This is a genomic window from Zestomonas carbonaria (assembly GCF_904061905.1).
In the GTDB taxonomy this organism is placed as follows: domain Bacteria; phylum Pseudomonadota; class Gammaproteobacteria; order Pseudomonadales; family Pseudomonadaceae; genus Aquipseudomonas; species Aquipseudomonas carbonaria.
The window spans coordinates 12,126-31,863 of the sequence record NZ_CAJFCI010000037.1; the positions used below are offsets into that span (position 1 = coordinate 12,126).

22 protein-coding genes and 1 pseudogene are annotated in these 19,738 nt (G+C 66.7%); 11 read left to right on the forward strand and 12 right to left on the reverse strand.

The genetic code is table 11. The features are described 5' to 3' along the window. Window positions 1-17: 17 nt before the first annotated feature. The 6 genes from PSEWESI4_RS08870 to PSEWESI4_RS08895 form a co-directional block, all read right to left on the reverse strand. Window positions 18-359, reverse strand: a complete 342-nt coding sequence (locus PSEWESI4_RS08870; RefSeq protein ID WP_187670839.1) for a HopJ type III effector protein — start codon at window positions 357-359, stop codon at window positions 18-20. Further along, window positions 356-649, reverse strand: coding sequence for a DUF1244 domain-containing protein (locus PSEWESI4_RS08875; RefSeq protein ID WP_187670840.1), 294 nt, complete (start codon window positions 647-649; stop codon window positions 356-358). The genes PSEWESI4_RS08870 and PSEWESI4_RS08875 overlap by 4 nt, the downstream gene beginning before the upstream one ends. After that, entirely contained in the window at window positions 646-1,161 is a 516-nt protein-coding gene (locus tag PSEWESI4_RS08880; protein ID WP_187670841.1) for a hypothetical protein, read from the reverse strand. The genes PSEWESI4_RS08875 and PSEWESI4_RS08880 overlap by 4 nt, the downstream gene beginning before the upstream one ends. 32 nt (window positions 1,162-1,193) lie before the next feature. Beyond that, window positions 1,194-1,877 (reverse strand): dihydromonapterin reductase, encoded by a 684-nt coding sequence (folM, locus tag PSEWESI4_RS08885; protein ID WP_187670842.1) that lies wholly within the window; start codon window positions 1,875-1,877, stop codon window positions 1,194-1,196. A gap of 180 nt (window positions 1,878-2,057) precedes the next feature. Then, the gene (locus PSEWESI4_RS08890; RefSeq protein ID WP_187670843.1) at window positions 2,058-2,615 is read right to left on the reverse strand and encodes an antibiotic biosynthesis monooxygenase; all 558 of its coding nucleotides are present in this window, start codon (window positions 2,613-2,615) and stop codon (window positions 2,058-2,060) included. A gap of 204 nt (window positions 2,616-2,819) precedes the next feature. Further along, window positions 2,820-3,425 carry a hypothetical protein gene (locus tag PSEWESI4_RS08895; RefSeq protein WP_187670844.1) on the reverse strand — a complete coding sequence of 202 codons (606 nt, stop codon included), beginning with the start codon at window positions 3,423-3,425 and terminating at the stop codon, window positions 2,820-2,822. Window positions 3,426-3,803: 378 nt separating this feature from the next. On the opposite strand from PSEWESI4_RS08895, the gene PSEWESI4_RS08900 reads away from it, so the two are divergent. Then, complete coding sequence (locus PSEWESI4_RS08900; RefSeq protein ID WP_187670845.1) at window positions 3,804-4,256, forward strand: flavodoxin; 453 nt, start codon at window positions 3,804-3,806, stop codon at window positions 4,254-4,256. A gap of 110 nt (window positions 4,257-4,366) precedes the next feature. Here PSEWESI4_RS08900 and PSEWESI4_RS08905 read toward each other — a convergent pair whose 3' ends face one another. Further along, window positions 4,367-5,248 carry a LysR family transcriptional regulator gene (locus PSEWESI4_RS08905; RefSeq protein WP_187670846.1) on the reverse strand — a complete coding sequence of 294 codons (882 nt, stop codon included), beginning with the start codon at window positions 5,246-5,248 and terminating at the stop codon, window positions 4,367-4,369. Between the two features lie 88 nt (window positions 5,249-5,336). On the opposite strand from PSEWESI4_RS08905, the gene PSEWESI4_RS08910 reads away from it, so the two are divergent. From PSEWESI4_RS08910 to PSEWESI4_RS08925, 4 genes are all read left to right on the forward strand, one after another. Then, on the forward strand, window positions 5,337-5,720 hold the full coding sequence (locus PSEWESI4_RS08910) for a CidA/LrgA family protein (RefSeq protein ID WP_187670847.1): 384 nt from the start codon (window positions 5,337-5,339) through the stop codon (window positions 5,718-5,720). After that, window positions 5,710-6,396 carry an LrgB family protein gene (locus PSEWESI4_RS08915; RefSeq protein WP_187670848.1) on the forward strand — a complete coding sequence of 229 codons (687 nt, stop codon included), beginning with the start codon at window positions 5,710-5,712 and terminating at the stop codon, window positions 6,394-6,396. The genes PSEWESI4_RS08910 and PSEWESI4_RS08915 overlap by 11 nt, the downstream gene beginning before the upstream one ends. A 329-nt stretch (window positions 6,397-6,725) precedes the next feature. Continuing rightward, the gene (locus tag PSEWESI4_RS08920) at window positions 6,726-7,508 is read left to right on the forward strand and encodes a class II aldolase/adducin family protein (protein WP_187670849.1); all 783 of its coding nucleotides are present in this window, start codon (window positions 6,726-6,728) and stop codon (window positions 7,506-7,508) included. Beyond that, window positions 7,508-8,398 (forward strand): alpha/beta fold hydrolase, encoded by an 891-nt coding sequence (locus PSEWESI4_RS08925; protein ID WP_187670850.1) that lies wholly within the window; start codon window positions 7,508-7,510, stop codon window positions 8,396-8,398. Before PSEWESI4_RS08920 ends, PSEWESI4_RS08925 begins: the two co-directional genes overlap by 1 nt. On the opposite strand, the gene PSEWESI4_RS08930 is transcribed toward PSEWESI4_RS08925, so the two are convergent. Continuing rightward, window positions 8,390-9,193, reverse strand: coding sequence for a SirB1 family protein (locus PSEWESI4_RS08930; RefSeq protein WP_187670851.1), 804 nt, complete (start codon window positions 9,191-9,193; stop codon window positions 8,390-8,392). The two genes, PSEWESI4_RS08925 and PSEWESI4_RS08930, sit on opposite strands and share 9 nt — an antisense overlap. Before the next feature lie 148 nt (window positions 9,194-9,341). Between PSEWESI4_RS08930 and PSEWESI4_RS08935 the strand changes: the two genes are divergently transcribed. From PSEWESI4_RS08935 to PSEWESI4_RS08950, 4 genes are all read left to right on the forward strand, one after another. Further along, window positions 9,342-10,364, forward strand: a complete 1,023-nt coding sequence (locus tag PSEWESI4_RS08935) for a Leu/Phe/Val dehydrogenase (RefSeq protein ID WP_187670852.1) — start codon at window positions 9,342-9,344, stop codon at window positions 10,362-10,364. Between the two features lie 172 nt (window positions 10,365-10,536). Next, window positions 10,537-11,679 (forward strand): pyruvate dehydrogenase (acetyl-transferring) E1 component subunit alpha, encoded by a 1,143-nt coding sequence (gene pdhA, locus PSEWESI4_RS08940; RefSeq protein WP_187670853.1) that lies wholly within the window; start codon window positions 10,537-10,539, stop codon window positions 11,677-11,679. A 31-nt stretch (window positions 11,680-11,710) separates the two neighbouring features. Next, window positions 11,711-12,697, forward strand: a complete 987-nt coding sequence (locus tag PSEWESI4_RS08945) for an alpha-ketoacid dehydrogenase subunit beta (RefSeq protein ID WP_187670916.1) — start codon at window positions 11,711-11,713, stop codon at window positions 12,695-12,697. A 263-nt stretch (window positions 12,698-12,960) separates the two neighbouring features. Beyond that, window positions 12,961-14,073 carry a dihydrolipoamide acetyltransferase family protein gene (locus tag PSEWESI4_RS08950; protein WP_187670854.1) on the forward strand — a complete coding sequence of 371 codons (1,113 nt, stop codon included), beginning with the start codon at window positions 12,961-12,963 and terminating at the stop codon, window positions 14,071-14,073. 35 nt (window positions 14,074-14,108) lie between these two features. Here the strand turns inward: PSEWESI4_RS08950 and PSEWESI4_RS08955 are convergent. Together PSEWESI4_RS08955 and PSEWESI4_RS08960 are read right to left on the reverse strand one after the other, a co-directional pair. Next, window positions 14,109-14,969 (reverse strand): annotated as a pseudogene (locus PSEWESI4_RS08955) (DMT family transporter). Between the two features lie 415 nt (window positions 14,970-15,384). Then, window positions 15,385-15,645 (reverse strand): YebG family protein, encoded by a 261-nt coding sequence (locus tag PSEWESI4_RS08960; RefSeq protein WP_187670855.1) that lies wholly within the window; start codon window positions 15,643-15,645, stop codon window positions 15,385-15,387. Between the two features lie 212 nt (window positions 15,646-15,857). Here PSEWESI4_RS08960 and PSEWESI4_RS08965 point away from each other — a divergent pair, with 212 nt between their 5' ends. Then, the gene (locus tag PSEWESI4_RS08965) at window positions 15,858-16,661 is read left to right on the forward strand and encodes an SDR family NAD(P)-dependent oxidoreductase (protein ID WP_187670856.1); all 804 of its coding nucleotides are present in this window, start codon (window positions 15,858-15,860) and stop codon (window positions 16,659-16,661) included. Window positions 16,662-16,720: 59 nt separating this feature from the next. On the opposite strand, the gene PSEWESI4_RS08970 is transcribed toward PSEWESI4_RS08965, so the two are convergent. Together PSEWESI4_RS08970 and PSEWESI4_RS08975 are read right to left on the reverse strand one after the other, a co-directional pair. Beyond that, complete coding sequence (locus PSEWESI4_RS08970) at window positions 16,721-17,443, reverse strand: endonuclease (RefSeq protein ID WP_187670857.1); 723 nt, start codon at window positions 17,441-17,443, stop codon at window positions 16,721-16,723. A 153-nt stretch (window positions 17,444-17,596) separates the two neighbouring features. Further along, window positions 17,597-18,796 carry a CaiB/BaiF CoA transferase family protein gene (locus PSEWESI4_RS08975; RefSeq protein WP_187670858.1) on the reverse strand — a complete coding sequence of 400 codons (1,200 nt, stop codon included), beginning with the start codon at window positions 18,794-18,796 and terminating at the stop codon, window positions 17,597-17,599. A 322-nt stretch (window positions 18,797-19,118) separates the two neighbouring features. Here PSEWESI4_RS08975 and bacA point away from each other — a divergent pair, with 322 nt between their 5' ends. Then, window positions 19,119-19,733: a biofilm formation regulator BacA gene (bacA, locus tag PSEWESI4_RS08980; RefSeq protein ID WP_187670917.1), complete on the forward strand. Its 615-nt coding sequence runs from the start codon at window positions 19,119-19,121 to the stop codon at window positions 19,731-19,733. The last annotated feature ends 5 nt before the right edge of the window (window positions 19,734-19,738 follow it).

Below are 19,738 nucleotides of genomic sequence, written 5' to 3' on the forward strand. Positions count from 1 at the left end.
TGTTGTTTTTTGTGCGGTCAGTCCTTGCGCTTGAGTGGCGGTTGCTCGAAGTGCACGCCGCCGAGCCCGGTTTCCATCAGTGCGCGGATATTGCCGTGGTCGCTGCCGTCCGGGGTGGCCAGCACGCTGCGGTAGTGCTCGCCGAAGGCGCGCAGGGTTTCCTCCAGGCTCAGGCCTTCCAGCAGGGCCAGACCAAGGGTCTTGCAGGAGCCCTCGTTCTGCCCGGCGGCGTTCTCCACGCCGCCGTTGACGAAGGCGCTGGGCTGGTAGTCGTAGTGTGCGGCGATGAAGGCCAGGGTCTCGGCGAACAGGTGCTGGCCGCTGTGCAGGCTGGCGCGGAAGTCGTTCAGTGCGGTCATTGCTTGTTGCCCTTGTCGAAGGCGGCCTGTTGCGCCGGGCTGGCTTCCTTCTGGTACTTGGCTTTCCAGTCGGCGTAGGGCATGCCGTAGACCTCTTCGCGGGCCTGTTCGAGGCTCAGCTCGATACCGGCGTCGTCGGCCGCGGCCTTGTACCACTTGGACAGGCAGTTGCGGCAGAAGCCGGCGAGGTTCATCAGGTCGATGTTCTGCACGTCGCTGCGCGCGCGCAGGTGCAGGACCAGTTGGCGGAAGGCGGCGGCCTCCAGTTCGAGTTGTTGTTGTTCGGTCATGACAATGCACTCCGTTGGACAAGAGTGGTTTCGGGGATGGAAGCCGCGGGAGCGCCGGTCGCTTCCTCGCGGGCCTTGCGGCATTCCTTGCGGAATTCTTCGTTGTAGGCTTGCTGGCTGAGCCGGTAGATGTCCTCGTCGGCCATCAGCGACTTGATCATGTTGAAGAGTTTGTCGCGCTCTTCGAGCTCGTGATAGCCGTATTTCAGGCCGATGAAGTCGGAGAAGGCCACGTTGAGGATCATCAGCGCCAGCCACTTGCGCTGGATTTCCTCGTCGCTGGGCGGTTCGCTGCCGGAGGAGAGGATGCTTTCCGCCTGGCGCAGCAGGTCGGGCTTGTCGAGTAGCCCGAGGTCGATCTGGATCCACGAGTCGCGCCCGGCCTTGATGTAGTCGAGGGTGGCCTTCTGCTTCTGCGACCGGTAGAGGATGACGGGGATCACCACGCTGGCGATGCCCGTGAGGATGGTCGATATGAAGCTGGCGATGTCCATTACCTGCTGGAATTCCATGACGTCTTCCTGTGTGGCCGGGTGGGGCGGTGTCAGTTCCTGCGCAGATGGCGCCCGCCGTTGATGACGATGTTGCTGCCGGTGCTGTAGTTCGATTCGAGCAGGTAGAACACCGCCTGGATCAAAGGCTCGGCGCCCGGCTCGTATTGCAGCACGGCTTTGTTGAGCGCCTTGGCCTGGTATTCCGGGGTGCTGTCTTCCTTGAAGATCAGCAGGCCCGGGGAGATGGCGTTGACGTGCACGTCGGGGCCGTACAGCGCGGCGAACGACAGGGTCATGTTCTGTAGCGCGGCCTTGGTCGCGGCGTAGGCGACGTGGCTCTTGCTGCCGCGCGAGGAGCTGTCGTCGCAGATGTGGATGATGTCCGCCTTGGCCGATTGCCTGAGCAGGTCGCCCAGTTCGCGGTTCAGGTGGAAGGGCGCTTCCACGTGGATCCTGAACATGGTGTCGAGGTTGTCCAGGTCGTCGTCTAGCCACAGCGAGGCGTTGTGGATGATGCCGCGCAGCGACGGGTAGCTGTTGCGCACGAAGGCGATCAGCGCGTTGCGCTCCTCGGTGCTCCGCAGGTCGGCCTGGAAATGGGCGATGCGCGGGTGGTGCCCGGCAGCCGGAGAGCGATTCACGGCGAGGACGTCGAAGCCGGCCTCGGCAAGGCGCTCCGAAAGTTGCAGGCCAACGCGCTTGTTGGTGCCGGTGATCAAGATAGGACTGGTCATACGGGCTCGATCGGTTGCGGAAACTCTGCCCGTGCGGGCTCGGCCGGGGAGCGGCGGACGGGAGCGTGGGAGTCGGGCGCAAAGGCTTATGCACGGCACAGCGTGGCGACGTCAAGGCCGTCCGCGCGGATGGGCCAACGTTACCGTAGTCCGACGCCCGGCAAAAGCCGGGCGAGCGGGTCAGCGCGATTGCAGTTGGGCGGGGGAGGGCTGCTGGCGGTGCAGCCAGGGGGCGAGCAGGCGAGTGGACAGCGGGATGAACCAGTAGGTCATCAGCGGCGTCAGCGCCAGGGTGCTGAGCAGGATGCGCAGGGGCAACGGCAGGTCGCCCAGCCAGCCGCCGAACAGCAGGTTGAAGCCCAGCGATACCGGGAAGAACGCCAGCCAGATCGCCACGCTCTGCTTCCAGCGCGGCGCCGGTTGCCGGGCATCGCCGAACCAGGCGTCGAGTCCCTGCACGCGGTGCTCGTGGGGTTGCGCGAACAGGCCGTGGCCACGCGCCAGCCAGGCGCGACGGTCGGCCGAGTGTTCCCAGTCGGCGAGGTTGTCGGCGTCGCTGAAGCGGAAGACGATCTGGAACTCGTCGTCCTCGGGAGGCGGGGCGAGCACGCCGGAGCCGAGGTAGCCGGGGAACCGGGCGGCCAGTTGGCGGCCTTCGTCGAGCCAGGACAGGAAGGGGGTGTAGCGCTCGCGGGGCACGCGCCGCGCCACCATCAGGGTGACGGGATGGGCAGACATTGTGTATCTCCTTGCTGCTGCGGCGACCCGGGTAGGGTCGGCGCGGAACGTCGCCCGGGGGTAGGTGGGGCGAAGCCTGTTTCGAGAAGCAAGGATTATTCCGGATTTTCCGCAAAGCGCCAGGGGCGGTGTTATCGAGGCGCTGCGATGGTGTTCGGCGGGTGCCGGATGCCTGGTGCGGGGGCGCGTTTCCGGCGGATCGGTTCAGCTTGGTGCGCTTTCCTGGCGGTGGAGGTGCTGGTGCCGTTCGAGAAGGAAGGCCCGGAGACGCTCGTTGCTGCGGCTCTTGCGCAGGTTCAGGCGATAGGCGAACAGCCCCTCGCCGGTTTGCCTGGCCAGGGTGCCGCTCAACTCCAGCGGCCGTTGGCCCTCGACCGGCAGCCACAGGTTGAAGCGCTTGGGCACCGGCTGCTCGCGGACCTCGACCAGCACGCCGCTCTGCGACAAGGTGTGCAGCCACAGGGCGCTGGGCAGGCCCTCTTCGTCGACGAGGTTGGCCGGGGGCGTGAAGGGTAGCCGCCAGGGACGTTCGGCGGAGGCCTGCTCGACGATGGTCGGGGCGCCGAGTTGCAGGTGCAGGGCGTTGAACTCGTCTTCTACAACGCGCACCGGGAAGGTGATGCGCTGGCTGTCGATATGGGCTTCGATGGTCAGTTGCTCGTGGGTGGCGAGCTGGGCCAGCAATTCCCGGGTCTGTTCGCCGCCTTCGACGGTGAGTTTCTGGGGGATATGCGAGATCGGCCGCGGTGCCTCGTGCAGGCTGCGGATGAAGTCCAACTCCTCCTGAGTCAGTATCGAATCGTCTTGCATATCGAACTCGCGATGATGGAACCGCTATGACCATCGGCAAAACGAATCGTTGCCGTGGGTGCCTCCCTTCCTTTCTCTTCCCTTCCCGGATGGCTCGTGGGCGTGCCAAGTACCTTGTTTCGAAACGCCAGCCGGGTGCGGGTGGAAAACGAAATCGACGACGCCACGGGGCCAATCTGGCGGGCTATGTAGCCGATTTACGTCGGAAGATCACCAGGCGTGCCTGCTTTTCAGACAAATCTGTAAAGAGGTTAGCTGATCGAAGGCTCCATGGCGTTCGTCTTGTACAAAGAATGAGCGCTTTTCCAGGTTTCGCGATGGTGGGTGCGCTTGCGGCATAATGCCCGACTTTCTCAGTCAGCTTCTATGGAGTGCTTCATGAAAGTCGCCATCCTCTCCGGTTCGGTCTATGGCACCGCCGAGGAAGTCGCCCGCCACGCCGAGCGCCTGCTCAAGGCCGCCGGCCTCGAGGCCTGGCACAACCCGCGCGCGACCCTGGAGGAGATCCTCGCCTTCGCCCCCGAGGCGTTCCTGGTGGTGACCTCGACCACCGGCATGGGGGAACTGCCGGACAACCTGCTGCCGCTCTACCACGCGATCCGCGATCACTTCCCGGCCTGGAGCGGGCTGCCCGGCGGCGTGATCGGCCTGGGCGACTCCAGTTACGGCGATACCTTCTGCGGCGGTGGAGAGCAGGTCCGCGAGCTGTTCGCCGAGCTGGGCATCCGCGAGGTTCAGGAGATGCTGCGCCTGGACGCCAGCGAGACGGTCACCCCGGAAGTCGACGCCGAGCCCTGGCTGGCCGATTTCGCCAAGGCGCTACGGGCCTGACGGGCGCGTTGCTCTCGTAGGGTGCGCCGTGCGCACCGATCCGGTGGACGCTCGGTCTTTCCGACGGAGCGCCGCGCATGTTCCCAGGTAAACGGTGCGCGCAGCGCACCCTACAGGAGCGGCTTTTCCCTCAGTAGCGCCAGCCAGGCCTGTGCCGCGCGTGACAGGTAGGCGCCGCTGCGCCAGATGAAGGCGATGTCCCAGCGCAGGTCGGGCTCGCGCAGCTTGAGCAGCGCCACGCCGGGGCGTTGCAGGCCGCGCGCCACCACCCGTGGCAGCAGCACCACGCCCTGGCCGGCGGCGACCAGCGCGGCAAGGAAGTCCGCCTGACCGCTGCGCCCGGCTTCGCGTGGGGTAAAGCCGGCTTCGCGGCAGGCGCTCAACAGGCGGTCGTTGAGGATGAAGCTCTGCTGGTAGAGCAGGAATGGCGTGTCGGCCAGCTCCGCCAGGGCGACGTCGGCCTGCCCGGCCAGCGGATGATCGGCCGGCAGCAGCACCTCCATCGGTTCGTTGCAGAACGGCTGGGTTTCGAAGGCCGGATCGCTGCGAGTCAGGCTGCCGCCCAGTTCCAGTTCGCCAGTGAGGACGAGTTGCTCGATGCTCAGGCTGCCGCCTTCCTGCAGATGCACGACGATGTTCGGGTAGCGCCGCCGATATTCGGCGAACAGCCTGGCGAACAGCGCGTCGCTGCCGAGCAGTGGCAATCCCAGGCGCAGTTCGCCGCGTGCCAGTTGGCCAAGATCGTCGAGTTCGTTGAGCAGGTCGCGGTGCAGGCGCAGCATTTCTTCGGCACGACGCAGCACCAGCGCGCCGGCATCGGTGAGGCGGATATGCGGGCCAAGACGCTCGAGCAGTTGCACGCCGAGGCGCTGTTCGAGCTGCGCGACCTGCTTGCTGACCGCCGACTGGCTGGCGTGCAGTACCTTGGCCGCTTGGGTGAAACCGCCCTGGTGCACCACCTCGACGAAGCTGCGCAGTTGTTTGAATTCCATTCTGGAATGCCTTTCAGTCGAACAATTCGCTTTTGGGATGATAGGTCCAGGCGTAGCCTGAGCGCCATCTCCATCGAGGATTGCCGCCATGTATCGCCTCTCCCTGCGCTTCGTCCGCCTGTGCTGCGAGCTGGCCGTGCTGATCGGCCTGTACACCGCCGGCAGCCTGCTGGCCGCCTGGTCGGGCTGGCCGCTGCCCGGCGGGGTGATCGGTCTGGCCCTGCTGCTGCTCGCCTTCGCCAGCGGCAAGGTGCAGCCCGCCGCGCTGAAGCTGGGGGCCGGCCTGCTGCTGGCGGAAATGCTGCTGTTCTTCATCCCGGCGCTGATGAGCCTGCTCGACTATGGCGCGCTGGTGCGCCAGGACGGCTGGCGCATCCTGCTGGTGATCGGCGTCAGCACCCTGCTGGTGATGCTCAGCACGGCGCTGGCGGTGGAATGGGTGTGCCGACGGAGGACGCAGCATGAACATTGAGTGGCAGGCCTGGTTCTGGCTGGCCTTGACCCTCGGCACCTACGTCTTCAGCCGCTGGCTGTACCGGCGCACCGGCCGCTACCTGCTGTCGCCGCTGCTGCTGGTGCCGGCGGTGCTGCTCGCCGTGGCGCTGCCGCTGCACACCCCCTATGCCGAATATTCCAGCCTCACCCACTGGTTGATGGCGCTGCTCGGCCCGGCCACCGTGGCCTTCGCCGTGCCGATCTGGCAGCAGCGTGCCATGCTCGCCCGGCACTGGCCGGCGTTGCTGGCCGGGATGCTGGTCGGCAGCGCGGTGGCGATCGCCAGTTCCTGGGCGCTGGCCAACGCGCTGGCGCTGGACGACAGCGTGCGCCTGTCGCTGCTGCCGCGTTCGATCAGCACGCCGTTCGCCATGCCGATGGCCGCCGACCTGGGCGGCGTGCCGGGGCTGACCGCGGTGTTCGTGATGGTCACCGGGGTGTTCGGCGCAGCGTTCGGTGGCCTGCTGCTCAAGTGGCTGCCGATCCGCAGCAGCCTGGCGCGCGGCGCGCTGTTCGGCGTCGGCGCCCACGCTGCCGGGGCCAACCGCGCCCATGAGATCGGCCATGAGGAGGGGTCGGTGGCGGGCCTGGTGATGGTCCTGATGGGGCTGCTCAACCTGGCGGTCGCGCCGCTGCTGGTGCAGTTGGTCTGAGGGCTGGTGGTTATTGGGTCCCCGCGTGCGCGGGATGACGGGGAACGAAACGCCAACGCCACACCGTCATTCCCGCGAACGCGGGAATCCAATGAACACGGCTTCAATAAACACGTAGGAGCGAGGAAGACGCCCAGTTCTCTGCTCGCGATCCCGGCAACGTCCAAGGTATTGCCAGCAAGCTGGCTCCTACAACGCGGGGATCCAGTAAAACAGCCCGCTCCTGACCCACACGGCCAGCAAGCTGGCCGCCAAGGCGACTATCGTGGGCGGGTATCCCCGCTAGACTCGATGGGCACCCAAATAACGACAACATCGAGGTGAACGCCGTGACCGCTGCTCGCGCTCTACCCATCGTCAACGTCAAGGACCAGGTCTCCGCCGCCGAATGGCAGACCCGCGTCGATCTCGCCGCCTGCTACCGCCTGATCGCCCACTACGGCTGGGACGACCTGATCTTCACCCACATCTCCGCCAAGATCCCGGGCACCGAGGAGTTCCTGATCAACCCCTACGGGATGATGTTCCACGAAATCAGCGCTTCCAGCCTGGTGAAGATCGACCTGGCCGGCAACAAGCTGCTGGACAGCCCCTACGACATCAACCCCGCCGGCTACACCATCCACAGCGCGGTGCACGAGGTGCGCCCGGACGTGGCCTGTGTGCTGCATATCCACACGCCCGCCGGCATCGCCGTGTCGGCCCAGAAGCAGGGGTTGCTGCCGTTGTCGCAGCAGTCGCTGTTCGTGCTCTCCAGCCTGGCCTACCACGGCTACGAAGGGGTGGCGCTCAATCATGACGAGAAGGCCCGGCTGCAAGCCGACCTGGGCGACAAGAACTTCATGATCCTGCCCAACCACGGTCTGCTCACCGCCGCCGGGACCATCGCCGACGCCTTCCTGATGATGTTCACCCTGCAGCGCGCCTGCGAGGTCCAGGTGATGGCGCAGGGCGGCGGTGCCGAGCTGATCCACATCCCGCAGCAGATCCTCGACGGCGCCAAGGCCATGGCCGCCGGCGTGACCCGCAGCAAGCAGGGCATGGGCGGCGCGCTGGCCTGGCCGGCCCTGCTGCGCCTGCTCGACCAGCGCAACCCCGGCTACGCCGACTGATGGCCCTGCCCGGCATCGCCCTGGACGCCTGGCGCGCCCAGGGCCGCGACTTCGCCTTCGGCGGCCATGCGATCCGCTACTGGACGGCGGGCGAGGGCGAGCCGCTGCTGCTGATCCACGGTTTCCCGACGGCGAGTTGGGACTGGCACTACCTGTGGGCACCGCTGGCCGAGCGCTACCGTGTCATCGCCTGCGACATGCTCGGCTTCGGCGATTCGGCCAAGCCGCGCGGCCACGACTACCGGCTGCTGGAGCAGGCGGATATCCAGCAGGCGCTGCTCGCCCACCTCGGCATCGACGAGCCGGTGCACGTGCTGGCCCACGACTACGGCGACAGCGTCGCCCAGGAACTGCTGGCCCGGCATGAGGACGGCGGGTTCCGGATGGCCAGTTGCGTGTTCCTCAACGGCGGCCTGTTCCCCGAGACGCACCGGCCGGTGCTGGTGCAGAAGCTGTTGCTCAGCCCCATCGGTGCACTGGTTGGCCGACGCTTCGACCGGCGCCGGCTGGCGGCCAGTTTCGCCAAGGTCTTCGGTCCGGCGACCCAGCCGGGCGAGGCCGAGCTGGACGGCTTCTGGACGCTGATCGCCCACAACGGCGGCCCGGCGGTGATGCACCGGCTGATCCACTACATCCCCGAGCGTCGCCAGCAGCGCGAGCGCTGGGTGGCGGCCATGCAGCGCTCGAAGGTGCCCATGCGGGTGATCGATGGCGCGGTGGACCCGATTTCCGGGGCGCACATGGTGGCGCGTTATCGCGAACTGATCGAAGGCGCCGACACCGTGCTGCTCGACGATATCGGCCATTACCCGCAGGTCGAGGCGCCGGAAGCGGTGCTGAAGCACTACCTGGCGTTTCTCGCGCGCATCGACGAGCGGTCGTCAGTGTAGCGGCGGGGTGCCCTTGATCTCGCTCAACCGCTTGCCGAGCAGGGCGTGCTGGGCCGGGTCGTCGGTCAGCAGCAGGGCGCATTCGAGGTCGTAGCGCTCCGCCTGCGGGCAGTCCAGCATACGGTACAGCTCGGCGCGGGCCAGGTGGTCGAAGGAAGAGGGTGGGCCGAGCTCGATGACCCGTTCGGCATCCTTCAGCGCGGCCAGGTAGTCCTCGGCATGCACGTGCAGCATGCGCAGGTTGCGCGACAGGCGCTGGAGGATCTGCCGGCCGGTGCAGGGGCTCAGGTGTTCGGCGCTCAGCTCCAGGTCCGGGCCGACGTGGTGGTAGAGCAGTGCGCGGCAGTCCTCGAGATAGAGATGACGGCCGGTGCAGGGATCGAGCAGGTGGTTGGTGCCGGGCACGCACAGCAGGAAATGGCCGGGGAAGTTCACTCCTTGCAGCGGGATGTCCAACTGGCGCGCCAGTTCCATGGCCAGCAGCGCCAGGGACAGCGGCTGGCCGCGTTTGCGTTGCAGCACGTGGTGGAGCAGGGCGGCCTGCGGTCGCAGCGGCTCGTCGTTGTCTTCCTGGAAGCCCAGTTCGCTGAGCCGGCGCAACAGCGGCTGGGCCAGTTCCCGCGCCGGTCGCTCGGGCAGCGCCACCAGCACCTGCTGGCGCAGGTTGGTGACCGCATTCAGCCACTGCTTCGGCTGCAGGTCGGGGTCGTGCTCGGCGGCGATCCACAACGCGGCTTCGAAGAGCCGGGCGGGTTCGCTGGCGAGGCAGTCGAGACAGCGTTGGCGCGGGGGCATCGGCATCTCCTGGATGTCCCTCGTTTTTAGCGGCTCACGCAGGTCCCGTCCAGAGCGGTGATGATTTCCGCAACGGGGCTCACGTCGCTTTCCACGCAGACCGAGCTTGCCTCCTATACTGGCTGTAAAACAGCAAGGGAGCCTCACCATGTTTGCCATCATGGAAGCCGCCCGGCTAGAAGCGCTGCATGTCGCGCAAGACCCGGCCACCGGCCTCCGGGCGATCATCGCCATCCACAGCACCAAGCTGGGCCCCGCCCTCGGCGGTTGCCGCTACCTCGCCTATCCCGATGATGTCAGCGCCCTGCGCGACGCCGTGCGCCTGGCGCAGGGCATGAGCTACAAGGCGGCCCTGGCCGGGCTCGACCAGGGCGGCGGCAAGGCGGTGATCATCCGCCCGCCGCACGTGGAGAACCGTGGCGTGCTGTTCGAGGCGTTCGGCCGCTTCATCGAGACGCTCAAGGGCCAGTACATCACCGCCGTGGACAGCGGCACCTCCAGCGCCGACATGGATTGCATCGCCCAGTACACCCGTCACGTCACCAGCACCACCAGCGCCGGCGATCCCTCGCCGCACACCGCCATGGGCGTGTTCGCCGGCATCCGCGCCACCGCCCAGGCGCGCCTCGGCAGCGACGACCTGGAAGGCCTGCGCGTGGCGGTGCAGGGCCTCGGCCATGTCGGCTACGCGCTGGCCGAGCAACTGCACGCGGCCGGCGCCGAACTGCTGGTCAGCGACCTGGATGCTGGCCAGGTGCGCCTGGCGGTCGAGCAGTTCGGTGCCCAGCCGGTGGCGCCCGAGGCGCTGCTCTCGACGCCGTGCGACATCCTCGCGCCCTGCGGCCTGGGCGGTGTGCTCAACGCGCAGACCGTCGGTCAGTTGCATTGCGCGGCGGTGGCCGGCGCGGCCAACACCCAGTTGGCCAGCGTGGAGATCGCCGACGAACTGGAGGCGCGGGGAATCCTGTATGCCCCCGACTACGTGATCAATTCCGGAGGGCTGATCTACGTGGCGCTCAAGCACCGTGGCGAGGAACTGCCGGCGATCACCGCGCACCTGTCGCGGATCGGTATTCGCCTGACCGAGATCTTCGCTCACGCCCAGGCCGACAAGCGCTCGCCCGCGCGGGTCGCCGACTACCTGGCCGAGCGCCTGCTGTACGGAACCTGATTCGCCCCGGCCGCCGCCTTACCCGGCGGCGACCGGGGTTGGCCCCTCTCCCGGGTGGAGCGGGGCGCCATGCCGGCTCCGGCCCATCCCGCCGGGCCTGGCGTGCAACCCCCGGTGTCACGAGCGCCGGGAAGTCAGTAACGCACCCACAAGGTGCCGAGGAGTGCTGGCAATGCATAACCGGATCGACCTCCCGTACACCCGCTATCTCGCCCCCGACGGCCGCCTCACCGGCGAACTGCCCGCCTGGGCCGACGATTTCAACCTGCTCACCCGCCTGTACCGGCAGATGGTGCTGACCCGCCTGTTCGACCAGAAGGCGGTGGCCCTGCAACGCACCGGGCGTATCGGTACCTATGCGCCGACCCTCGGCCAGGAAGCCATCGGTGTCGCCATCGGCGCGCTGATGAGGGCCGAGGACGTGCTGGTGCCCTATTACCGCGACACCGCCGTGCAAGTGATGCGCGGGGTGAAGATGGAGGAAATCCTCCTCTACTGGGGCGGCGACGAGCGCGGCAGCGCCTACTCCGATCCGGCGGTGGCCGAGGACTTCCCGATCTGCGTGCCGATCGCCACCCAGGCGCTGCACGCCTGCGGGGTGGCCAGCGCGTTGAAGATCCGTGGTGAACACCGGGTCACGGTGACCACCTGCGGCGACGGCGCCACCAGCAAGGGCGACTTCCTCGAAGCGCTCAACGTCGCTGGCGCCTGGCAGTTGCCGGTGGTCTTCGTGGTCAACAACAACCAGTGGGCGATCTCGGTGCCCCGGCGCATCCAGTGCGGCGCGCCGACCCTGGCGCAGAAGGCCATCGGTGCCGGCTTCCCCGGCGAGCAGGTGGACGGCAACGACGTCCTCGCCGTCTACGACCGTGTCCAGGTGGCCCTGGAGCGCGCCCGCCAGGGCAAGGGCCCGGCGCTCATCGAATGCATCAGCTATCGCCTCGGCGACCATACCACCGCCGACGACGCCACCCGCTACCGCAACGCCGACGAGGTCAAGCAGGCCTGGCAGGAAGAGCCGATCAAGCGCCTGCAGGGTTTCCTCGTCGCCCAGGGCGTGTGGGACGAAGGCCGCGAGCAGAAGCTGGTCGCCGAATGCCAGGCGCTGGTCCAGCAGGCGGTGGACAACTTCGAGGCGGCCGGCCGGCAGCCGGTCGAGTCGGTGCTCGACTACGTCTATGCGCAATGGCCGGCGGCGCTGGCCGATCAACGCGAGATGCTGCTGGAGCGGGTGGCCCTGAAGGAGCCCGTTCCCGACGAAGCCCGGCGGACACGGCCTGCGGCCGCTTTGCAAGGGGGACCGAGCCATGAATGACATGACCACTTCCTTCAGCGATAGCGCCGTCATGGTCGAGAAGAAGGCCAGCCTGCTCGAAGCCGTGAACCTGGCCCTGCACCGGGCCATGGCCGAGGACGAGAACGTGGTCGTGCTCGGCGAGGACGTCGGCGTCAACGGCGGGGTGTTCCGCGCCACCGCCGGGCTGCGCGACGCGTTCGGCTTCAAGCGGGTGATCGACAGCCCGCTGGCCGAGACCATGATCGGCGGCCTGGCGGTCGGCATGGCCGCCCAGGGACTGAAGCCGGTGATCGAGATCCAGTTCCTCGGCTTCGTCTATGCCGCCATGGAGCACCTGGTGTCCCACGCCAGCCGCCTGCGCAACCGCACCCGTGGCCGGCTGACCTGCCCGATGGTGCTGCGCAGCCCGATGGGCGCCGGCATCCGCGCGCCGGAGCATCACAGCGAGAGCATCGAGGCGATGTTCGCCCACATCCCCGGCCTGCGCGTGGTGATCCCCTCGTCGCCGGCGCGTGCCTACGGGCTGTTGCTGGCCGCCATCGACGATCCCGACCCGGTGGTGTTCCTCGAACCGACCCGCCTGTACCGGATGAACCCGCAGCCGCTGAAGGACGACGGCCGGCGCCTGCCGCTGGATACCTGCTTCACCCTGCGCGAGGGTGGCGACCTGACCCTGGTCAGTTGGGGCGCCAGCGTCCATGAAACCCTGCAGGCCGCCGACCGGCTGGCCGAGCAGGGCGTTTCGGCGGAGGTGATCGACGTCGCCTGCATCAAGCCGCTGGACCTCGACACCCTGGAAGCCTCGGTGCGCAAGACCGGGCGCTGCGTGATCGTCCACGAGGCGCCACGCACCTGCGGAGTCGGCGCGGAGATCGCCGCCAGCCTCTACGAGCGGGCTCTGCTCGACCTGCAGGCGCCGATCCAGCGGGTCGCCGCCCCGGACATCCCGCCGCCGCTGTACCGCCTGGAGCACCTCTACATGCCGGGCGTCGAAGACATCCTGGCGGCGTGCGACACGGTGTTGAATTACGCGTAGGGAGGAAAGGAGGTTGTAGTGCCGCGAGACCACGCTCCCTCACCCCCGGCCCCTGGCTACGCGCCCCGCTCCGGAGGGAGAGGGGAGTATTCGTGCATGCCGCAGGAATCCGTGCTCTCCCGCCACGCCGTCCTGCTCCCTCTCCCTTCGGGAGAGGGTTGGGGTGAGGGGCGGAGGTTGTCGTACCGCGAGGCCATGCCCTCTTACCCCCGTGGGGGAAAGCGGAACGGTCCAAGTTGCTGTCCCTGATCGGAGAACGATGAATGAAATACTTCAAGCTGCCCGACCTGGGCGAAGGCCTGCAGGAAGCGGAAATCGTCGAATGGCACGTCAAGGCCGGCGACACGGTGAAGGCCGACCAATTGCTGGTCTCGGTGGAGACCGCCAAGGCGCTGGTGGATATCCCGGCGCCCTACGACGGAGTGCTGGGCAAGCTGTTCGGTAGCGAGGGCGACATCCTCCATGTCGGCGAGCCGCTGGTCGGCTACGAGGGCGAGGCTGATGCCGGCACCGTGGTCGGCCGCCTGGAAGGCGGTGGCGAAGCGCAGGCCGACAGCTTCTTCGTCGGCGCCGCGCCCTCGACCCGCGAGCACCTGGCGCCGCGCGCCACCCCGGCGGTGCGGCAACTGGCCCGTCAGCTCGGTGTCGACCTGGCGGGGCTGAAGGGGAGCGGTGCCGATGGGCTGATCACCCGCGCCGACGTGGAGGCCGCCGCCCAGCAATCCCGCGACCGCTTCGGCGGCGAGCGTCTGCGCGGCGTGCGGCGCAGCATGGCGATCAACATGGCGCGCTCCCATGCCGAGGTGGTGCCGGTGACCCTCTATGGCGACGCCGACCTGCACCGCTGGCCCCAGGCGCGCGATCCGCTGATCCGCATCGCCAAGGCCGTCGCCGCCGCCTGTGCGGAAGAGCCGCTGCTCAACGCCTGGTTCGATGGCAAGGGCCTGTCGCTGAAACAGCACGACAGGATCGACCTGGGAATCGCCGTGGACACTCCGGACGGCCTGTTCGTGCCGGTGCTGCGCGATGTCGGCAACCGTTCGGCGGAGGACCTGAAGGAAGGCATGAGCCGGCTGCGCGCGGACGTCCAGGCGCGCTCCATTCCGCCGCAGGAAATGATGGGCGCGACCATCACCCTGTCCAACTTCGGCAGCTTCTTCGGCCGCTACGCCAACCCGGTGGTGGTGCCGCCGCAGGTGGCGATCCTCGGCGCCGGCGGCATCCGCGAGGAGCCGGTGGCCTGGCAGGGGCAGGTGGTAGTCCACCCGATCCTGCCGCTGTCGCTGACCTTCGACCACCGCGCCGTCACCGGTGGCGAGGCGGCGCGTTTCCTCGGCGCGCTGGTCAGGGCGCTGGAGCAGCCGGAGATCGGCTGAGCGCATGCCCCCTGCCAGGCGGGAGAGGGCATCCTTCAGCGCTGCGCCGGACGGAATACCAGCACCAGCCCGAGCAGGATGGCGCCCATGCCGAGCAGGCTGAGGGTCGACAGGCTATTGCCGAGGAACAGGTAGTCCATGGCAGCCGTCACCCCCGGCACCAGGTAGAATAGGCTGGTGACGTTGACCAGGTTGCCCGCGCTGATCAGTCGGTACAGCAACAACTGGCCGAGCACCGAGATCAGCAGCGCCAGCCACAACAGGGGAATCAGCAGGTCGATCGAGCGTTCGAACTCGAACGGCTGCAAAGGCGTCAGTGCCACGCAGGCCAGCAGGCTCGTGCCGTATTGCAGGGGCAGCACGTCCAGCGGTTGCTGCTGCTGGCCCTTCTGGCGGATCGCGCCGAAGGTCATGCAGGCCAGCGACGCCAGGGCGAACAGCATCCCTTCCACGGAGAACATCGCCTAGCCGAGGCTCTGGCTCACCACCATCACCAGTCCGCCGAGGGCCAGCCCCAGTCCCGCCATCCGTCGTGGCGCGATGCGCCGTTCCAGCAGCACCAGAGTCAGGATGGGCTGGGTGCCCAGGACCGTGGCGAGCACGCCGGGCGTGATGCCGCGATCCAGGGCGAGCAGGTAGAAGATGGTGTAGCCGCCGATCAGCAGCAGGCCGGTGACCGCCACCTGCCGGCGGGTGCCGTGGGCCGGCAGCCAGCGCCCGCGCCAGAGGCCGAACAGCATCAGCAGGGCGAAGGCCAGGGTGAAACGCAGGGTCAGGAAGGCGAAGGCCGAGGCGTGGTCGAGTCCCAGCCGGGCGAAGATCGCGCCGCTCCCCCAGAGCAGCACGAACAGGGTCGTCGAACCCATGGAGGTCCAGAACGTTTTGTCGAGATTCATCAGTACTCACCTGTCGAGGCGAAACAACAGGCTCCGGCGCGCGCAGGCGCGAGCGCCCACTGGCTGTCAGTGGGCTTGTGTCGGAGCTATGGAAATCGGCTGGAGATCAGCCGAGCGGCGCGTAGGCCGGCGGCGGGGTGCCGATCCGGACATGCGGCGGTGCGACAGGAGAGGAGGTTGGCGGAGCGACCGTGCGCGCTTGCTCACCGAAGGCTTCGGTGTTCATTGCAGGAGATGCGATGAGCGCGGCACTGTTCATGGGAATCGCCAATGGTTTGCGGGCCCCGGAGGGACTTGCCGAAACTAGTCGCTTGGAGGACCTGCGTCAACCGTGCGGAGTATCGAGCGCATTGGCGAACGGCATCTTTTTATTGGATCCCCGCGTTCGTGGGAATCCAGTAACCAACCCGCAGCCTCACTCGTCGCCCGAGCCGTTCAACTCGCCGAGCGCGTCGGGCTGGTTCTTGAAGGCGCGGGCGAAGATGTCGCGGTTCTTCGCCATATAGATGCCGAGCTCCTCGACCTGCTCCTCGTTCAGCGACGGCACGGCCCGGTGCAGTACGACGGACAGCGACTCCGCCAGCTCCAGCATCTTGTCATGACGATCCGCTTCGGCCTTATCCATGAACAGGCGCTCCGGATCCCGGCTGCTGCGATACACCACTTCGACGGCCATTCATCACCTCACCTTCACTGCTGATTCGTTCTAGATAACTGTTCAAATATACAGTATTGGCAAGCATAAGGCAGCGCGCGGCGTTTGGCCAGCACGACGATCGATTTTCTATCGCGACGATTGGGAAATTCTCTCTTCGAAGTATGGATTACGATCGTAATTTAATATTAAATTACATCCGTAATTCATTAGGGCGCAGCCCGTAGAGAAAGATGATGAGCAAGTCGATCAAGGGCACTGCGCTGGTGACCGGCGCGTCTTCCGGAATTGGAGCCACCTACGCCAAGCGCCTGGCCCGGCGCGGCTACGACCTGCTGCTGGTGGCCCGCGACCAGCAGCGTCTGGACGACCTGGCCAAGGCCCTGGCCCAGGAAAACGGCGTGCGCGTCGAAGTGCTGCGCGCCGACCTGACCCGGGAGGCTGACTTGGCACTCATCGAACAGCGCCTGCGCGACGATGAGGCCATCAGCCTGCTGGTCAACAATGCCGGCATCGCTCTCAACGGCACCCTGGCCGAGGCCGATCCGGCCAAGGTCGGCGCCCTGATCAACCTCAACATCCTCGCCCTGACCCGCCTGTCGTCGGTGGCCGCGGCGAGTTTTGGCGCCCGGGAGCAGGGCGCGATCGTCAATGTCGCCTCGGTGGTTGCGCTGATCCCGGAGATGTTCAACGCCGTCTACAGCGCCAGCAAGGCCTATGTGCTGAGTTTGAGCCAGACCATGCAGAGCGAGCTCGGCCCGCGGGGCGTGCGGGTCCAGGCGGTGCTGCCCGGCGTGACCCGCACCGAGATCTGGGAGCGCTCCGGCATCGACGAGGCCAGCTTGCCGGTGGAGATGATCATGGAGGTCGGCGACATGGTGGATGCGGCATTGGCCGGCTTCGACCAGGGCGAGGTGGTGACCATTCCCTCGCTGCCCGATGCCGATGACTGGGCCCGGTTCGTCGGTGCCCGCGCCAAGCTCGGCCCCAACCTGTCTCACAGCCGTCCTGCGGAACGCTACCGGATTACCGGTTAGGACTCTTCAGGCGGACCTTTGCGCCTTGGCCGGTGACGGCCAAGGCGCTTTTTTATGGTTCATGGCGCCGCTCCCGCGACGGTCTGGAGGCGGTTGCAGAGCTGCTTGTCGAAACCGCCGACGAAGGGATTGCCCCAGCCCATCACGCAGCCGACCACCTGGTTGCGCTGGCGCTCCCAGCGTTCGACCGGGTAATGCTTGTGCCAGGCTTCGTAGATCCGGCGGTCCTGCTTCGACAGCCGCAGCTTGTAGCGCTCGCTCATGTACAGGTAGGTGCGGGCGATCATGCCGCGCACCTGCTTGCGGGGCATCGCCAGCCTGGCCTTGAAGTCCACCACCATCGGGCAGGCGCCGTACTGGCTGGGGGGCTGCGGCAGCCAGCCGTAGGCGAAATTGCTGCGATCGCCGTTGATCTCGCCGATTCCCGGCACCAGGTTGTGCAAGTCGGCCTCGGCGCGCCGGTAGACATCGTCGTGCTGCGCGCAGTGCTGGCGGCCACCCCGTTGCCAGCACTGGCGCTGGTGGCCGATCTGCCAGGCCGGGACGATGTGCTCCCACTCGATGCGCGCGGCACGTTGCGGGTTCTTGCGCGGCACGTAGCCGCAGCTTTTCAGGTCGACGCGATTGCCCTGGAACCTGCAACCACAGTAGAACTCGACGGATTGCCGGCCGTAGAGCTGCCAGCCGATTTTCTTGGCTTCGGCGAAGGTGCGTGGCGGGGCGGCGAGGGTCGGGGAAGAAAGCCCGAAAACGAACAGGGCGAGGAAACTTCGCAGGCGCATGCGGAAACATCCAAAAGCGCCGCATCATAAAGATCGCCCGGCTGGCAGTGGGCCTTTATTTTCAAAGGGTTAGATGTCTACCGCGTAGGGTGGGGCGGCGTTCCGGTTTCTGGTTCCCCGCGAACGCGGGGATCCAATAAAGTCTCCGATCGCTCAGATCGCCCCAGCCGCGCGCAAAGCCTCGATCTCGCCGGCCGTGTAGCCGAGCCCGGCCAGCACCTCGGCGTTGTGCTCGCCCAGCGCCGGGCCGGTCCAGGCGATCTCGCCGGGGGTGGCCGAGAGCTTCGGCACGATGCCGGGCATCTTGAACGGCTTGCCGTCCGGCAGGCGCGCGGACAGGAACATCTCGCGGGCGAGGAATTGCGGGTCGGCGAACATGTCCGCTGCCGAATAGATGCGGCTGGCCGGCACCTCGGCGCGGGTCAGCACGGCCTCCACCTCGGCCAGCGGCAGCGAGGCCGCCCAGCGGTCGATCACCCCGTACAGTTCGTCACGCCGCGCATCGCGGCCGTCGTTGCTGGCCAGGCCAGGGTCTTCCGCCAGGTCGTCACGGCCGATGGCCTGCATGAAGCGCTTGAAGATGGCATCGCCGTTGGCGCCGATCTGGATGTGCTTGCCGTCCGCCGTGGTGTGGATGGAGGAGGGGGTGATGCCGGGCATGATGTTGCCGGTGCGCTCGCGCACGAAGCCGAACACGTCGAACTCCGGCACCATGCTTTCCATCATGGCGAAGATCGCCTCGTACAGCGCCACGTCCACCATCTGGCCCTGGCCGCCGTTGACCTCGCGGTGGCGCAGCGCCATCAGCGCGCCGATCACGCCCCACAGCGCGGCGATCGAGTCGCCGATGGAGATGCCGGTGCGCACTGGCGGACGGTCCTCGAAACCGGTGATGTAGCGCAGCCCGCCCATCGACTCGCCGACCGCGCCGAAGCCCGGCTGGTCCTTCATGGGGCCGGTCTGGCCGAAACCGGACAGGCGCACCATCACCAGTTTCGGGTTCAGCGCATGCAGCACGTCCCAGCCGAGGCCGAGCTTTTCCAGCACGCCGGGGCGGAAGTTCTCGATCAGGATGTCGGCTTCGGCCAGTAGCTTCTTCAGTACCTCGCGGCCCTGCTCGTGCTTGAGGTTGAGGGTGAGCGAGCGCTTGTTGCGCGCTTGCACGAACCACCACAGCGAGGTGCCCTCGTAGAGTTTGCGCCACTTGCGCAGGGGATCGCCGCCGTCGGGCGACTCCACCTTGACCACCTCGGCGCCGAACTCGGCGCAGATGCGCGAGGCGAAGGGGCCGGCGATCAGGGTGCCGAGTTCGACCACTTTCAGGCCGGCGAGAGGTTTGTTGGGCGGGTTCATGGCGGCTCTTGGTCGTGAACGGATCTGCAAGCCTATTGCATTTTGTCCAAGGGTTGCGGAAGGAATCGCATCGAATGCGATGGGATGACGCTTTGTCACGTGCGTTCGAAGGGGATTCTGCGGTTTAATCGAGGATGGCGAACGGATGCGCTTGGTTGAATAGCTTGGATGCTTTATCTCCTTTCCGAACTTTTCCTCGAACTCGTCCCGTTGCCGGCGAAACACGCTGCGGCTGGCTCGTGCCTGCTCGTTCGACGGGTGTTCTGAAAATATCACATGTAATGTGTTGTGATCTTACATGTTGAGTTTTAATCTGCGCCTCATGAACAGCAAATCATCAGCCCATTACCAGCGTCTTTACCGCCAGCGCCTGCGCGAGCAGGGGCTGGTGAAGAAGGAGGTCTGGATACTGCCTGAGCATGCCCCGCTGCTCGTGGCGTACGAACGGAAACTGCGCCAGCCTCGGGCGATGCTGGCTTCTATGGAGAAGGAGAAGGGTATGAGCATGTTGCAGGTTTGGACCGCACAGGCTTTGTTTGACGCGCTGTCGGCTGCTGAGCCGTTCAAGGGTGGGCAGGCCGGTATCGAACTGATCCAGGGGGCCGATGCCGGTCTGCACGTGACCATGAGCGAGTACGGCGACCTTCCCCTGTTCATCGGGGTGTTCGGCGAACAGATCGTGGTCGAGGCGTTGCTCTGGCCGGCCACGGAAGTAAGGGACGCGGCGGCCTTCAATGACGAGGTGCTGCGTAGCCACAAGCTGTTCCCGCTGTCGTCCATCGGCCTGGAGACACTGCCGGACGGACGTGACTGCTACATCATGTTCGGTGCTCTGAGCTCGTCCTCGACCCTGTCCGATGTGCTGTTCGAGATCGAGTTGCTGGCGGACAACGTGATCAAGGCCACCGAAGCCTACGAAGATTTCCTCAAGGGATAAGGAGA